A 16,052-nucleotide genomic window follows, 5' to 3' on the forward strand; every position below is an offset into this window, starting at 1 on the left:
CCCCGCCTCACGGGACGGAATTAAAAAAGGATTGTTTGCGCTCTCAAATTACCACAGCGGTGCCCGCGCCCGGCGCCGAAGTACTCACCGGCGACCGCAACCAGTCCGAGGTCAAGGCCGGACTCCGGACCGGGAACCCCTTGCCGACCAGGACAAAGGCCACTTCACCCATCACGGTCCGGAAACTGCTGCCGTACCCGGGCCAACGCGTCCTGCCGTACCCGGGCCAACGCGAAACCGAAGGCGACGACCCCCGCCTCAGCACCACCTCCACTTGTCGGTGCTCCCTGATGTAATTGAGGTATGGAAAGCAGGACAGCGTGGAGTGCGGAGAGCGGGGCGGCGGTGGCGGCCGTCGCCGCGTCCGCTGCCGTGCTGGCTGCCTTCATCGGCGCCGGCGCGGGCCACGCTGATCCGTCCGGCGCCGGGGCCGGGGCCCTGCGGGAGGGCTATCCGCCCGACGCCGGTGCCCGGGCCCTGTTGGACGGCAATCCGGTGCGGGATCTGGCCGATGATTGCCTGGACGCTCTCGCGGACGTGGCCCGGCTGGAGGCCCGGACCGCGGCACTGAAAGTGCGGCTGGCCGCGGACTACGCCCAGGCCACCCGTGCCCTGGCACCCCCGGGGGCGTCCCCGCAGGAACGCACCATGCAGGAGATGTCCCTAGTCGCGGAGCTCGCCTGCGTTTTGACCGTGAGCGAACGAACCGCCGGTGCACTGCTGGCCGACTGCCAGACCCTCGCGACGGCGCTGCCGCTGACCCTGACCGCGTTGCAGGCCGGCACGATCTCCTGGGCCCACGCCCGGATCATCTGCGAGGAAACCACGGGCCTTGACACGGCCGGGGCGGCCGGCCTGGAAGCGCACTTCCTGGACCCCGCCGCGCCCGACCCCGCCCGCGGGGCCCCGCCCGGGGACCTCGTTCCGGGCCGGTTCCGCGCCAAAGCCCGCACCTGGCGCGAACGCCACCACCCGGTAAGCATCGAGACCCGCCACACCAAAAGCGCTGCGGACCGGCGGGTCGAGTACCTCCCGGACCGGGACGGCATGGCCTGGCTCTCGGCCTACCTCCCCGCAGCTGCCGCCGCAGGGATCTGGGACCGGGCCACCGCCGCCGCCCGCGCCCTCCAAAACCCTAACGAGGCCCGCACCCTGACCCAGCTCCGCGCCGACATCACCGCCACCTGGCTCCTCACCAACACCGGAACCACAGGCGAGGCTACCTGCGGGACGGCCTGCGGCGGGACCGGCTTGTGCGGGGGCGTCCCGTCCCCGCGGGCGCAGGTCCTGATCACCGTCCCGGTCCTGTCCCTCCTCGGCGCCACCGGGGAACCGGCCATGCTGGACGGGTACGGGCCGATCCCGCCGTCCATGGCCCGCCGCCTGATCGCCGACGGCGCCGAGTCCTTCCACCGGGTCCTGACCGACCCCCGGGACGGAGCGCCCCTGGAAATCGGACGGACCAGCTACCGCCTCACCAAAGCCCAGCGTCAATGGCTCCGGCTCCGCGACGGCAGATGCCTCTTCCCGGGCTGCAACAACCACTCCCTGGACAACGACGCGGACCACCTCCTGGCCTGGGCCGACGAAGGCACCACCGGCATCGCCAACCTCGGACAAGCATGCCCCCGCCACCACCGCCTCAAACACAACACCGCCTGGACCCCCACCGGCGCCAGCAAAAACCACCCGCCAGGATGGACCTCACCCACAAACAGGCACTACCCCAGCGAACACCAGGACTGGGAACCACCCCACTGGCCCGACCACACCCTGACCACAGACGCAGGTCCTGACCCGGGCCTGGGTGCGGATCCGGGACAGCATCCGGACCCGGCGCCCACCGGACACCCCAGCCCGGATCCAGGGCGGGATCCCGGACCGCAACTGCCCCTTGACCCCTTCCCGGACTGGCACCAATTCACCGCCGCAGAAACAGATGATTCAGGCTGGCCGACGCCACTCGGCGACCCTTTCCCGGAAGACCTCCTGCCGCACATCCTGCCGGAATCCTCGCTCCGCTAGAATTTCTTGCTCGCGTGAAAGAAAGAACTCTTCACGGGACACTTAGTTATCAGGAAGAAGTCATCCGATGTCCGGGGGGAACACCATGCTGGCCGCCGAAGAGCAAGCGTTCATTGACCTGCACACTCAGCATTCCGCGCGAGTCTACGGCTACGTTGCCTGCCGAATCAATGACCGCCACCGCGCCGAGGAACTGGCGGCGGATGTCTTCAGAATTGCCTGGCAGAAGCAACTGTCGGAACCGCCCGGCATTGGCTGGCTGCTCGCCACCGCCCGGAATGTGATCGGCAATGAATACAAGGGACGACGCCGCCGCCAGGAACTTGTCGAGCGGCTGAAAGAGGAGGCTCTCAGCCAGGTCCCCGCAGCAAACACTGAAGAACGGGCGGCCGTGGCAGGGGTGCTGGCGCAGCTGAGGGAGAGGGACCGCGAGGTTCTTATGCTCAGCTATTGGGACGAGCTGACCACCGCTGAACTGGCCCAGACGCTGGGATGCTCTCCTTCGGCCGCTGCGGTCCGCCTGCACCGGGCCCGCCGGGCGTTCGCGAAGGCTGCACCCTCCCACCTCATGACCGAACGGAAGGACTAGCCATGGACCGCATCGAACAGCTCATGAAGGATGCCAAGCCGCGGGTGGAAGTACCAGGCTCAGCACTAGACAGCCACGCCGCCCGCTCGATCGTCTACTCCACGGATCCAAATATTGTCCGCCTGACAGGGCGCACTCCGGCGCGGCGCACTGCCGTGCGGACTGCGGCGGCAACCGCGCTTGCTGCTGCGGCCGTGGTGGGCGCAGTGATTCTCGGCGGGAACCTGATGCCGCAGCCGGCGCCCGGCCCGGCCCAGACCGCCAGCCCGACGCCGGCGGATACCGCCAGCGCCACGCCGGCCTCCCCAGGCCCCTCTGTCGCCGCTCCCACGGCGCCTCCCACTCAAACGGGCAAAGCAGCTTTGAGTACCGAAGGCATCGCGTGCACCGTGGCCAACATTGACCAGCAGCGCAATGACCGGCAGCGGGCCATCACTCCAATTTCTCCCGCCGAACAGGGCTACTACACGGTTCTGGGCTGCGCCGACGGTTGGCTCGCCTATTCCATCTCAGATGACGGGGTCCGGGCGCTCCAGCTCGACGGCGGCAACGCCTGGTTCCTTATTGCCAAACTGCAGAACGGCCGTTTCCTCTGGGATGTCCGGCAGGAGTCGTCCAGCGTCTTCAACTGGGAGTTCCAGGCTGCGAACAATCAGGGCCTCACGCCACAGCAGGCCATGGACAAGGAATTTGCAACCGACGGCATACCGGTGGAACTCCGGCCGCAGCTGGTGGGCGATGGCCCGTCAGTCGGATAGCTGGGGTGCCCCGCGGCAGATATAGGGTGGAGCACATGAAGCTCACTCCGGTCACTCTCTGCTTCCTGCTCCGTGAAGTGGAGAGCGGCACTGATGTGCTGCTGGGCCTGAAGCGGACCGGCTTGGGCACGGGCAAGATCGTGGGCCTTGGCGGCCACGTCGAGTTGGGGGAGAGCGACGCCGAGGCCGTGGTCCGGGAGGTTTGGGAAGAAGCCGGGGTCGTCGTCCGCCAGGAGGACCTGTCCCATGCCGGCGTCGTCGAGTTCATCTTTCCCTCTCGGACGGAGTGGAACATGTCGTGCAGGCTGTTCACCGCCAGATATTGGGAAGGCGAACCCGCGGAAAGCCCGGAAATTACGCCCGAATGGTTCGACGTCGAAGCGCTTCCGCTGCACCGCATGTGGCAGGATGCCGAGCATTGGCTGCCTCCGGCCCTGGCAGGTGAAAGGATCGACGTCGTCGTGGTCCTCAACGAGGACAACGAAACAGTCGCGTCGGTCCGGAATTCTTCCACACCGGGGTGACCTCAGCTTCCCCACCGAATTTTTCCGCGAATCGAAATCGCGGGGCGGGGAATGCCGCTGCCCTGCCTGTAGCCTAAGCTTCGGACATTGCGCCGCGGTGATCCACGCAGTTCCTTCGCACACAGGCAAGCGGCACACGGACCATTTGGGGGCAGGACATGGACTCTAGTAATCACGACATTCTGGGCAGGGATCCTCACGACGGGGCACCGGAAAAGGGAAGCCCGGCACGCCGGCGCTGGCCTTTGGCGGCGGCCGTCGGTGCCCTCGCCGTGGCGGCAGTCGCCGGGGGCATTGCTGTGGCCGGATACATGGGGTCCGGGGACCCGGCGCCCGCGGCAGGCTCGACGGCCGGGGTGGTGGCGCCGACAGCGTCCGCGGCGCTGACGACGGCGCCGTCGCCGGCAGTTGTGCCGTCGGTGTCCGTGCCGCCATCCGCGGCGCCCTCAACGTCCGCCCCGGCCACACCCCCGCCTTCCACCGGGGCCTGGCAGACTTTCACCAGCGCCGATGCAAAGGTCAGCTTCGACTACCCCTCCACATGGAGTGTTTCCACTCCCGCCGGGGCGTACGGATCCGGGGCGGTAGATGTTGACGTCGCGAACGAAGCCGCTGTGGTGGTGGCGTCCCTGCACTTCGGGCCGTCAGGCGGAATCGGCGGCGCGTGCCAGGGTTCGGTTCCCTATACGGTGCTTGATGTGGTCGAAGTCAATCTTCCTTACCAGCCCTCGAAGGGGTCCGTCACACCGAGGTTTGCTTTCCGGGCACTCCAGGAAACGGACCACGTCACGGCGTCCTACGGCCTGACCAGCACCCCGGCCGGGCAGAACGGCAGCACCTGCATGTTCTACAACGTGGTCAACGGCCCCGCCGAGTCGCCGATGTACTCCTTCGCCGACGCTTTTCAGGTCCGCATCGGTGGCACGGAGGAAGTTCCCGGCCGCAAGGGGGCCAAGACGTTCCCCTCCCTCGATGCCGCGCGCGCCTACATGCAGACCCCCGAGTATGTGAACGCGAAGCGCATGATCACCTCGCTGAAGATCAACGCAGGCTAGCGGGCATTTTCGCTAGTTCGTCGGGGGCCCGGGTCCCAGGGTGTGGGATCGCCGGGCTCAAGGACATGCCCCGCGCCGGGGCCAGCGGGTGGACATAGTCCGGATATGCCCAGTCCCGGGTGCGAAGAATGGGCATGTCCTCCCGGCGCGAAGAGATCCTGGCCCCGCCGAGATCCCCGATGAATTCGCGAAAATGACCCCTAGCCGCAACGCCCGCCAGGGAGAAAAAAGGCTGGCCGGCCACCTCTAAAAGGTGACCGGCCCGCCGTCGTAATCTGCTTGGGTGCTGAGGGGGAACTACTTCACATGCCGTTCCTCGACGCCGTTGTATTCGCTCAGTGGGCGGATCAGTGAGTTCGCGTCCAGCTGCTCCATGATGTGCGCGGTCCAGCCGGTGATCCGGCTGGCAACGAACAGGGGAGTGAAGGTGGGGGTGTCGAAGCCCATCAGGTGGTACGTCGGGCCGGCCGGATAGTCAAGGTTCGGCTTGATCGCCTTGGCCTCGTCCATCGCCGACTCCAGACCGTTGTACAGCCCCAGCAGCTCGGGCCGGCCGTAGTGCGCGATCATCTTATCCAGTGCCGCCTTCATGGTGGGGACCCGGGAATCGCCGTGCTTGTAGACACGGTGGCCGAAGCCCATAACCTTCTTTTTCTGGGCCAGGGCGTCCTCCATCCAGGCCTTGGCCCGGGTGGCAGCCTCGTCCAGCGACTCTTCCGGACGGATGCCGATCTCGTCGAAGGTGTGCATCACGGCCTCGTTTGCGCCGCCGTGCAGCGGGCCCTTGAGCGCGCCGATGGCACCGGTCACGGCCGAGTGCAGGTCCGAGAGCGTCGAGGTGATCACGCGCGCCGTGAACGTCGAGGCGTTAAAGGAATGCTCGGCGTACAGGATCATCGAGACGTTGAACGCCTCAACAACCTCCTGGACGGGCTCCTCGCCGAAGGCCATCCAGAGGAAGTTGGCGGAGTAGCCCAGATCGTCGCGGGGCTCCACTGGTTCAATGGAGCGTCCCGCCGCATGACGGCGGCGCTGGTCGTAGGAAACCACCGCGGGCATTGCCGCGAACAGGTCCACGGCCTTGGCCATGTTGGCCTCGCGGGAGGAATCCTCCGCCAGCGGGTGCCGGGCGCCCATGACTGAAGCTGCCGTACGGCAGACATCCATCGGGTGCGAGGAGGTCGGCAGCGCGTCGATCACCTGTTTGACCACCGGGTCCAGCGCACGCCCGGCGCGTTCCCGCGCCGAGAACTCCGCCAGCTGCTCCGTGGTGGGCAGCTCGCCGTTCCAGAGCAGGTAGGCGACTTCCTCGAAGCTGCAGTTCGCGGCAAGCTCCTGCACGGGGTAACCGCGGTAGAGCAGCGAATTGGTGTCCGGGTTCACCTTGGAGACCGCGGTGTAGTCCACCACGACGCCGGCGAGGCCCTTTTTGATCTCTTGTTCAGCCATGCTGAAACTCCTTTGTTCCTGTCGCGTGTGTTGGACCGGCCGGAGCCGGGAGCCCGTTGCGGGGCCTACTGTCCCGGGATCTGGAAATTGAAAACTCCGGTATCGAAGCTGTTGTAGGCCTCGTAGTCGACGAGGTCATACAAACGCGCCCGGGTCAGCATGGTCCCGACCTGGGCTTCCTGGCTACCGTCAGCCTTAATCGATTCCAGCGTACGCTCCGCAGCGCCCATGGCACTACGGAGCAGCGTCACCGGGTAGATGATCATGTTAACCCCGACGCCGGCGAGCTGATCCGCCGTGAACAGCGCGCTCTGGCCGAACTCGGTCATATTGGCCAGGATCGGCACGTCGACAGCATCGCGGATCGCCTGGAACTCGCTGAGATCCTTCATGGCCTCCGGGAAGATGGCGTCAGCGCCGGCGTCCACGAGCGCCCTGGCTCGGTCCTGTGTGGCCTGCAATCCGTCTGTGGCGCGGATGTCGGTCCGCGCCATGATCAGGAAGTTCGGGTCCCGCCGGGCATCTGCCGCCGCCCGGATGCGCTTGGTGGCGGTGTCGAGGTCCACCACGTTCTTGCCGTCCAGGTGGCCGCAGCGCTTCGGGTTGAACTGGTCCTCGATGTGCAGTCCGGCGAGGCCTGCGTTCTCGAGTTCCTGGACCGAGCGGGCCACATTCATCGGCTCGCCGAAGCCGGTGTCGGCGTCAACGATGCACGGCAGGTCCGTCATCCGGGCGATCTGCCCCGCGCGGGTGGCCACCTCGGTGAGCGTGGTCAGCCCGATGTCGGGCAGGCCCAGGTCGTTGGCCAGGACGGCGCCGGAAATGTAGACCCCGGAAAAGCCCTTTTCCTCGATCAGCCGGGCCGAGAGCGGGTTGAACGCGCCCGGGAACTGCTGGATCGTCCCGGACGCCAGGAGTTCGCGGAAACGGACCCGTTTCTGCTCCGGGGTGACCTTCGAGTACAGCATTTAGAAGAGTCCCTTCGGTGCGGCGGCAAGGTCGATCACGCCGTCGGCGGCCTGGATGTTGAGCTGGTCCAGCTCACCGGCAGCCAGTTCGGGCAGGCGGGCGGCGGCGGCGAGGAAGCGTTCGATTTCTTCTTCGGCGACGAGGCCGGCGGCGAGGGAGCGGAACTTGTGGACGTACTGTTCCCGGGCGAACGGCCGGGCGCCCAGCGGGTGCGCGTCGGCGACGGCGATCGACTCGGTGATGACCGTGCCGTCCGTGAGCGTGATGACCACGGTGCCGCCGAAGGCCTTTTCGGCGATGTCCAGGGAGTGATAGCGCCGGGTCCATTCCGGGTCCTCGACGGTGGTGACCTTGTGCCAGAGTTCCACGGTGTCCGGGCGTGCGGCGCGTTCCGGGGCGTAGGAATCAACGTGGTGCCAGGCGCCGTCCTGCAGGGCGACCGTGAAGATGTAGGGGATGGAGTGGTCCAGCGTTTCGCGGCTGGCCGTGGGGCTGTACTTCTGCGGATCGTTGGCGCCGGAGCCGATCACATAGTGGGTGTGGTGGCTGGTCTTGATCAGCACTGACGCCACGTTGGCCGGGTCGGTGACCTCGGGGTGCCCGCCGTTCAGCTTGCGGGCCAGGTCGATCCAGGCCTGCGCCTGGTACTCGGCGGAGTGTTCCTTGGTGTACGTGTCCATGATGGCGCGCTTGGCTTCGCCGGGCGTTGGCAGCGGCACGGTGTAGGAGGCGTCGGGGCCGTCCAGCAGCCAGGCAATGACTCCGTCTTCGCCCTCGTAGATCGGCACCGGGGAGGTCTGGCCGCGGATGGCACGGTCCGCGGATTCGACGGCCATCTTGCCGGCGAACGCCGGGGCGTGGGCCTTCCATGTGGAGATCTCACCTTTGCGGGACTGCCGGGTGGCCGTGGTGGTGTGCAGTGCCTGGCCGATCGACTGGAAGATGGTCTCGACCTCAAGCCCGAGCAGGGTGCCAATGCCGGCGGCTGCGGAGGGGCCGAGGTGGGCCACATGGTCGATTTTGTGCTTGTGCAGGCAGATGGCCTTGACCAGGTTGACCTGGATCTCGTAGCCGGTGGCGATGCCGCGGATGAGGTCCTGGCCGCTGGCGCCCACGTGCTGGGCCACGGCCAGGATGGGCGGGATGTTGTCGCCCGGGTGGGAGTACTCCGCGGCGAGGAACGTGTCATGGTAGTCGAGTTCGCGGACCGCGACGCCGTTGGCCCAGGCCGCCCACTCCGGGGCAACGCGCTCGTCGATGCCGAAGACCTTCGAGCCCTTGCCGCCGGTGGTGGGGCCGTGGGTCAGGGCCTGGGCGCGGGCCGCTACGATCGGGGCGCGGTTCAGCGAGGCGATGGCCACCGAGGCATTGTCGATGACACGGTTGATCACCATGTCGGTGACCTCGGCGGTGACGGCGACGGGATCCGCGGCCACCTTGGCGATCTTGAAGGCGAGCTGGTCCTCGCGGGGCAGGTTTTCCTCGCTCTTGTACACGCGGACGTGGTGTTCCTTAACCATGGTGCTCCTTCATTTAGTGAGGTACGTGGGTTTTAGTGAGGTGCGTGGGTGGCTTTGACGTGGGAAAGACTTCGGTGCAGATGAAGGGTGGTGGCGGCTTCCGCCAGCCGGGGGTTGCCGGCGGCGATCGCCTCGGCGATGGCGGCGTGTTCGGCGGCGGCGGCGGTCAGCCGTTCGGCGTCGTCGGCCGCCAGCCGGCGGACGCGGACCAGGTGCACGCGCAGGCTGCGCATCGCCTGGGCCAGGTAGGAATTGCAGATCGCGGCGTCGATGGCCGAGTCCAGCCGCCCGACCAGCCCGTAGTAGTCGTGCCGGGCCGGGTCCCCGGCGCTGATCAGCGCGGGGGCCAGGAGAAGTTCAATCCGGAGCTGTTCGAAAGTGGCGGCGTCGCCGCGTTCGGCAGCCAGCGCCGCGGCCCTGCACTCGAGGGTCCCGCGCAGTTCGAAGAGTTCGTCGATGTCCTCCAGCGAGATATCGGTGACGACGACGCCGCGGCCGCCTGCCGTCGTCGTCAGTCCTTCCGCGGTGAGGCGGCTGAGGGCCTCCCGGAGCGGCGTGCGTGAGATGCCGAGGCGCCCGGACTGCTCCACTTCCGCAAGGACCGTTCCGGGGAGGAGGCGCCATGCGATGATGTCCTCGCGCAGGGCCGCGTAGGCCTTATCGCTGGCGCGCATCCGGCCTCCTTCATTGACTGACGGTTCCATCGGCTGACGGGTTCGAGTGGCTAACGGAGTCCAGTGTATACACGCTACTCATATTTACGCAGTAATCTCCACAAAACAGGCCTAAAAACCGCAGTTATGTATACACAGGCATTGTGTCCTGCGCCCGGACAGGGCTACCATGAGCCTCATCACATTGTCGTGGACGGGATTCAATTTCATGGTTACCAAGAACTACCAGGACAGCTACGCCCGCAGCCTGGCGAAACCCGCAGAATTCTGGCTGGAAGCCGCCGGGAAGATCTCATGGACCACTCCGCCGCAGCATGGCCTTGATGCCGGCAGGGCGCCGCTGTACCGCTGGTTCCCTGACGGCGTCCTCAACACGTCCTACAATGCCCTGGACCGGCACGTCGAGGAAGGCCGGGGCGCGCAGGACGCCCTGATTTATGACTCCGCCATGCTCGGCACGCAGCAACGCTACAGCTACGCGGAACTCACCGATCTCGTGGCCCGCTTCGCAGGGGTCCTGCGCAGCCACGGCGTCGGCAAGGGGGACCGCGTGGTGATCTACCTGCCGATGATCCCCGAGGCCGCCATAGCCATGCTGGCCACCGCACGCCTCGGCGCCGTGCACTCCGTCGTCTTTGGCGGCTTCGCCCCCAAGGAACTTGCCGCCCGCATCCGCGACGCCGCCCCGGCGGCAGTAGTCACGGCCTCCGGCGGCATTGAGCCCTCGCGCCGGATCGAGTACCTGCCCGCCGTCGAGGAAGCCCTCGGCCTGGCCGGAACACCGGACACACCGGTGCTGGTCAAGGCGCGGGACGGCTTTGCCTCCTCGGTTGCCGACCACGCCGGCTGGCTGGACTGGGACACCGAGATGGCCACCGCCGCGCCCGCCGCGCCGGTCGACGTCAAGGCCACGGATCCCCTCTACATCCTGTATACCTCGGGAACCACCGGCGCCCCCAAGGGCGTGGTGCGGGACAATGGCGGCCATGCCGTGGCGCTGCGCTGGACCATGGAGAACATCTACGACGTCGGCCCCGGCGACGTGATGTGGACCGCCTCCGACGTCGGCTGGGTCGTAGGGCACTCCTACATCGTGTACGGGCCGCTGCTGGCCGGCGCCACGACGGTGATCTACGAAGGAAAGCCCGTCGGCACCCCCGACGCCGGAGCCTTCTGGCGGGTGATCCAGGACCACAAGGTCAACGTGCTCTTTACCGCGCCCACCGCCCTGCGCGCCATCCGGAAGGCCGACCCGGAGGCGAAACTGCTGGAGAAGTACGACATTTCCAGCCTGCGGACCCTGTTCGCGGCCGGCGAGCGGCTGGACACCGACACGTACCACTGGGCGTCCCGGATCCTCGGCGTACCGGTGGTGGACCACTGGTGGCAGACCGAGACCGGCTGGGCCATCTGCGCCAACCCGCGCGGGCTCGATGAGCTGCCCATCAAGGCCGGCTCGCCCAGCGTGCCGATGCCCGGCTTCAAGCTCAACATCGTCGACGGTGCCGGCGAGGACGTCGAAGCCGGGACGGAAGGGAACATCGTCCTGGCGCTTCCGCTGCCGCCGGGCACCCTCACCACGCTCTGGGGCGACGACGAGCGCTATGTCTCCTCCTACCTCCAGGCGTTCGAGGGTTACTACGCCACCGGGGACTCCGGCTACCGGGACGACAACGGCTACCTATTCGTCATGGGCCGGACCGACGACATCATCAACGTGGCCGGCCACCGGCTCTCCACCGGGGCCATGGAACAGGTGATCGGCCAGCACCCCGCGGTGGCCGAGTGCGCCGTCATCGGCGTTGCGGACCCGCTCAAGGGACAACGCCCCAGCGGCTACGTGGTGCTCAAATCGGGAGTCGACATCCCCGCGGAGAGCCTGGTCAAGGAGCTGATCGCCCTGGTCCGCCGCGACATCGGTGCCGTGGCGGACTTCAAGCACGTCACCGTCGTGGACGCGCTGCCCAAGACCCGCTCGGGAAAGATCCTGCGCAAGACCATGCGCCAGATCGCCGACGGCGACGACTATGTGGTGCCGTCCACGATCGAGGACGCCGGCGTGATCGACCAGCTCATCGAGACCCTGCGCCCCGCCGCCCACAGAATGACGGGGGCGTAGCCGCGTCACGCACAGCGGGCTTTTGGGCGCCTCCGGCAGGCCCGACGGCGGGAATCCGGCAGTGCGGCGGAGGGGCCCTCTCGAAACTCTGCGGTGCGTGACGCCCGGCGGGGGAGTACCTTGCCGTCAGGCTCCTGCGCTACGGTCCCGGCCGGGTCCAGCGGTATTCGTTCTCCGGCCGGCCGGGGGCGCCGTAACGCGCAGCGCGGGAGGCCGTGCCGGCGTCGGCCAGGTACTCGAGGTAGCGCCGCGCGGTCACCCGTGACATACCGAGCGCGTCCATCACTTCACTGGCAGACACAGCCCCGGTCTGCTGCTTCATGAATTCCTGCACGGACTCCAGAGTGGACTCCGCCAGTCCCTTCGGCAGCGGCAGCTCGGAGGGTGCCCGGAGGCTCGCGAACGCCTGGTCAACATCACTCTGGGAGGCGCCGGCCCCGGAATGACCCGTGCCGGGGGAGGCCAGCTGTTGCCGGAAGAGCCGGTAGCTGGCCAGCTTGTCCGCGAAGGTGGCGTAGGTGAACGGCTTGATCAGGTACTGGACCACACCGGTGGCCACCGCGCTGCGGACGATGTTCAGTTCGCGGACGGCGGTGATGGCGATGATGTCCGCGAAGAGGCCCGCGGCCCGCATCCGGCGCGCGATGTCGAGCCCGTGCAGATCCGGGAGGTTCATGTCCAGCAACACCAGCTCCACCGGGTTCCCGGCGGCTGCGAACTCCGTCATCAGCCGCAGGGCGGTCTGCCCGTCGGGGGCCGAGCCGGCGAGGGTGAATCCCGCCAGCCGGCCGATATAGGCCGCATGGGCGGCTGCGGCGATCGGCTCGTCCTCGACGACGAGTACGCGGATGGCGCTCACTGCTGTCCCTTCGTCGTAGTGGTCAGGGACGTCGCCGGCGATGCCGCCGGAGCCGTCGGCAGCGTGATGTGGAACAGTGCCCCGGCCGGGCTGCTGATGGTCATGCTACCGCCCAGGCGGTGCACCGCCTGCCGGACCAGGGCCAGCCCGAGGCCGCGGCCGTAGGGTCCCGCCGCCTTGGTGCTGAAGCCATGCCGGAAAATGTCCTCCACGGCCTCCGGATCGATCCCCGGCCCGCTGTCCTCCACCGTGATCTCCAGAGCCCCGGCGACGGTCTCGACCGTCAGGTCCACGAGCCGGGGCGCCGGAGCCTCGGCCGCGGCATCGATGGCGTTATCCAGCAGGTTGCCCAGGATTGCCACGAGGTCCTGGACGGCCAGGCCGGTCACGGCGGTGGGGCCAGTCCTGTTCCCTGCGGTGGTGAGGGTCAGTTCGACGCCGCGCTCGTGGGCCTCGGCGGCCTTGCCCATGATCAGGGCACCAAGCACGGGTTCTTCGATGGAGCTCACCACGTCATCGGTCAGCCGCTGGCTGAGTTCGAGGTCCCTGGTGGCGAAATCCAGTGCTTCGGCGCCGCGGCCCAGCTCCATCAGCGAGACGATCGTGTGCAGCCGGTTGGCGTGTTCGTGGGTCTGGGCACGGAGGGCATCGGAGAGCGTGCGCATGGTTTCGAGTTCGCTGCCCAGCGATTCGATCTCGGTGCGGTCCCGGATCGTGGCTACGGTGCCGAAAACGGCCGCGCGCTGCCGTCCCGTGGCGTCGCCCGGTCCCACCGCAGGGCCCTGGTTCACCACGAGGATCCGCGGGCCGGTCAAATGGATCTCATCGAGCGCGGTCCTGCCCGATTCGAACAGCTCCTTGAGGCTCGGGGCAAGCGGCAGTTCGGCGAGCGACGGCGCCGCCAGGCTGCGGCCGCCCCGCTGGTCCGGCGGTGAGCCGCCGTCGGACGGGCCGGGCGGGAGCCCCATCAGCACGGCGGCCTGATCGTTGTACATCACCACCCTGCCCTTGGGGTCGATCAGGATGACGCCCTCGCGCACCGAATGGAGCACCGATTCGTAGTAGGCGAAGAGCTGGGCCAGCTGCTCCGGACCCCATCCCCGCGTCACTTGGCGCAGGTATCGCCCCAGCAGCCAGGACGCCATCGAACCGCCCGCGAGCAGGGCCAGGCCCAAAGCCACGAGGGCCGGCAGCCGGCCGGAGACGGCGACATCCACGGTCCGGACCGTGACGCCGGCGGAGACGAGCGCCAGGACGGTACCGTCCGCGTCCTTCACCGGCGCGATGGTGCGGACCGAGGGGCCCAGCGTGCCGGCGGTGATTTCGGTGAAGATCTGGCCGTCGAGAGCCGTGTCTATCGAACCTATATAGGGCTTCCCCAGCTCCTCTTCGCGGGGGTGGGTCCACCGGGTGCGGTCCGGGGCCATGATCGTGATGAAGTCCGCATCCGCATCCTGCATAACCTTCAGGGCATAAGGCTGGAGCAGCGCTGACGGATCGGCGGTGCCCGCCGCCTCCCGCACGAAGGGTGTGTCGGCCATCGCGACCGCAATGCCGGCCATCCGCCGGCCGGCCTCCTCGTAGGCGGAGTCGCGCGCATCAACGAAAGTGGCCGTACCGACGATGGCCGTCAGTGCCACCATAAACAGCAGGTGGGCCACAAAAAGCCTGCGGGCGATGCTCCAGCGGTGGATCATCAACACCTTCCATGACCAATATGAACGCAAGGGTGATGCGCGTCACCCCGTCATCAATGATGGGGTTACACACAAAACGGACGTGATGGGGCCCGCAGCCTGCGCCGCACCAGTGTCCAGCCTATCCAAGGAGAACACCATGGCCTCTCAACGAGGAGAGTCAGCGGCGCCCGCCGCGACCGCGGTCAAGAAGCGCAAGGGACTCGACAAGTCCCATTACCTGTACATCGCGGTCATCGTGGCGGTCGTCCTCGGCGCCCTGGTCGGACTGCTGTTCCCCGAGGTAGGCAAGTCCCTCAAGCCGCTGGGCGACGGATTCATCAAACTCATCAAGATGATGATTGCCCCGATCATCTTCTGCACCATTGTGCTGGGCATCGGCTCGATCGCCAAGGCTGCCACGGTCGGCAAGGTCGGCGGGCTGGCCCTGGGCTACTTCATCGTCATGTCAACGTTTGCGCTCGCCATCGGCCTCGTGGTGGGCAACCTGGTCCACCCGGGTGAGGGCCTCAAGCTCGCCCCCTATGATCCGAACAAGAAGGCTGCCACGGACAGTACGGTCGATTTCCTGCTGGGCATCATCCCCAGTGACATCCCGGTGCTGCCGACCCTCTTCGCAGCGATCCTGGTGGGCTTCGCGCTCCAGAGGATGGGCACCCAGGGCGCCCCGATCCTCAAGGCCATCGGACACGGGCAGGTCCTCGTGTTCCGGATCCTCATCATGATCATGTGGGTCGCCCCGGTGGGTGCCTTCGGTGCGATCGCCGCCGTCGTCGGCGCCACCGGCGTCCAGGCCATCGTCAGCATGGCAACCCTGATGGTCGCCTTCTACGCTACCTGTGCGCTGTTCATCGCTGTGATCCTCGGCGGGCTACTCAAGGTCGTGGCCGGCATGAACATCTTCCGGCTCATGAAGTACCTCGGCCGTGAATACCTGCTGATCTTTTCGACCTCGTCTTCCGAAGCCGCCCTGCCCCGCCTGATCGCGAAGATGGAGCACCTCGGAGTGTCCAAGCCGGTCGTCGGCGTCACGGTGCCCACCGGCTACTCCTTCAACCTCGACGGCACTGCCATCTACCTGACCATGGCTTCCCTGTTCGTCGCCAATGCCATGGGCACCCCGCTGGACCTGGGTGCACAGGTTTCCCTGCTGGTCTTTATGATCATCGCTTCCAAGGGTGCCGCCGGCGTCACCGGCGCCGGACTGGCCACCTTGGCCGCCGGACTCCAGGCGCATGCGCCCCAGCTTCTGGGCGGCGTGGGCATAATCGTCGGCATCGACCGCTTTATGTCCGAGGCCCGCGCCCTGACCAACTTCACCGGCAACGCCGTCGCCACCGTGCTGATCGGCACCTGGGTCAAGGAGATCGACGGCGAACAGGTTGAACGGGTTCTCTCCGGAAACGAGCCCTTCGATGAACAGACCATGCTGGCCGGACACGGTGAGCACCACACAGCCGCGGATGCCGCCGCTGAGCCGGCCCGACCGGTGATGGCGAACGCCTGACCCGCAGCGACCCAGGGGCCGGCGCCGCAGCAGATCAGCGGCAGCCGGACCCCGGTGAACCGCCCGGACGCCAGCCGGCATCCGGGCGGTTTTTCCTGGCACGGCCGTAACCTTCGACTTCAACCAGAAGGTTGAGGCTCAAATATCGGCCGCTGTCAAGGTCCGCCGAATACCGTGTCGGGCGCTGTAACCTTGGGAGGAATAAGATCGGCGCTGGAAGCCCAGGGTTTGAGTACCAAGGGTTTAAGTACCAAGGGCAGCAGTATCAAGCAGGCAGCAATACCAAGCACCACAATCACCGTCATCG

Annotated in this window: 14 protein-coding genes; 8 read left to right on the plus strand and 6 right to left on the minus strand. The window is 67.2% G+C overall.

Annotation, left to right across the window (positions count from 1 at the left end):
* The first annotated feature begins 35 nt into the window (after positions 1–35).
* From AC50X6_RS09940 to AC50X6_RS09965, 6 genes are all read left to right on the plus strand, one after another.
* Complete coding sequence (locus tag AC50X6_RS09940; protein WP_494966058.1) at positions 36–296, plus strand: hypothetical protein; 261 nt, start codon at positions 36–38, stop codon at positions 294–296.
* Positions 297–303: 7 nt separating this feature from the next.
* On the plus strand, positions 304–2,025 hold the full coding sequence (locus AC50X6_RS09945; protein ID WP_494966059.1) for an HNH endonuclease signature motif containing protein: 1,722 nt from the start codon (positions 304–306) through the stop codon (positions 2,023–2,025).
* 67 nt (positions 2,026–2,092) lie between these two features.
* Positions 2,093–2,614: an RNA polymerase sigma factor gene (locus AC50X6_RS09950; RefSeq protein ID WP_494966060.1), complete on the plus strand. Its 522-nt coding sequence runs from the start codon at positions 2,093–2,095 to the stop codon at positions 2,612–2,614.
* A 2-nt stretch (positions 2,615–2,616) separates the two neighbouring features.
* Entirely contained in the window at positions 2,617–3,372 is a 756-nt protein-coding gene (locus tag AC50X6_RS09955; protein WP_494966061.1) for a hypothetical protein, read from the plus strand.
* Positions 3,373–3,407: 35 nt separating this feature from the next.
* Positions 3,408–3,896 (plus strand): 8-oxo-dGTP diphosphatase, encoded by a 489-nt coding sequence (locus AC50X6_RS09960; protein WP_494966062.1) that lies wholly within the window; start codon positions 3,408–3,410, stop codon positions 3,894–3,896.
* 158 nt (positions 3,897–4,054) lie between these two features.
* Complete coding sequence (locus AC50X6_RS09965; RefSeq protein ID WP_494966063.1) at positions 4,055–4,951, plus strand: hypothetical protein; 897 nt, start codon at positions 4,055–4,057, stop codon at positions 4,949–4,951.
* Between the two features lie 297 nt (positions 4,952–5,248).
* On the opposite strand, the gene AC50X6_RS09970 is transcribed toward AC50X6_RS09965, so the two are convergent.
* The 4 genes from AC50X6_RS09970 to AC50X6_RS09985 all read right to left on the minus strand — a co-directional run bounded on the left by AC50X6_RS09970 (position 5,249) and on the right by AC50X6_RS09985 (position 9,563).
* Positions 5,249–6,400 (minus strand): bifunctional 2-methylcitrate synthase/citrate synthase, encoded by a 1,152-nt coding sequence (locus AC50X6_RS09970; protein ID WP_494966064.1) that lies wholly within the window; start codon positions 6,398–6,400, stop codon positions 5,249–5,251.
* A gap of 65 nt (positions 6,401–6,465) precedes the next feature.
* Positions 6,466–7,368, minus strand: coding sequence for a methylisocitrate lyase (prpB, locus tag AC50X6_RS09975; protein ID WP_494966065.1), 903 nt, complete (start codon positions 7,366–7,368; stop codon positions 6,466–6,468).
* On the minus strand, positions 7,369–8,889 hold the full coding sequence (locus AC50X6_RS09980; RefSeq protein ID WP_494966066.1) for an MmgE/PrpD family protein: 1,521 nt from the start codon (positions 8,887–8,889) through the stop codon (positions 7,369–7,371).
* Between the two features lie 32 nt (positions 8,890–8,921).
* Positions 8,922–9,563 carry a GntR family transcriptional regulator gene (locus tag AC50X6_RS09985; RefSeq protein ID WP_494966067.1) on the minus strand — a complete coding sequence of 214 codons (642 nt, stop codon included), beginning with the start codon at positions 9,561–9,563 and terminating at the stop codon, positions 8,922–8,924.
* Between the two features lie 208 nt (positions 9,564–9,771).
* Between AC50X6_RS09985 and AC50X6_RS09990 the strand changes: the two genes are divergently transcribed.
* Positions 9,772–11,682 (plus strand): propionyl-CoA synthetase, encoded by a 1,911-nt coding sequence (locus AC50X6_RS09990; protein ID WP_494966068.1) that lies wholly within the window; start codon positions 9,772–9,774, stop codon positions 11,680–11,682.
* A 139-nt stretch (positions 11,683–11,821) separates the two neighbouring features.
* Here AC50X6_RS09990 and AC50X6_RS09995 read toward each other — a convergent pair whose 3' ends face one another.
* A complete protein-coding gene (locus tag AC50X6_RS09995; RefSeq protein ID WP_494966069.1) occupies positions 11,822–12,541 on the minus strand; it encodes a response regulator in 720 nt (239 codons plus the stop codon).
* Positions 12,538–14,238, minus strand: a complete 1,701-nt coding sequence (locus AC50X6_RS10000; protein ID WP_494966070.1) for a sensor histidine kinase — start codon at positions 14,236–14,238, stop codon at positions 12,538–12,540. Before AC50X6_RS10000 ends, AC50X6_RS09995 begins: the two co-directional genes overlap by 4 nt.
* A gap of 139 nt (positions 14,239–14,377) precedes the next feature.
* Between AC50X6_RS10000 and AC50X6_RS10005 the strand changes: the two genes are divergently transcribed.
* Positions 14,378–15,745, plus strand: coding sequence for a cation:dicarboxylate symporter family transporter (locus AC50X6_RS10005; RefSeq protein ID WP_494966071.1), 1,368 nt, complete (start codon positions 14,378–14,380; stop codon positions 15,743–15,745).
* The last annotated feature ends 307 nt before the right edge of the window (positions 15,746–16,052 follow it).

The organism is Pseudarthrobacter sp. HLT1-7, from assembly GCF_059383435.1.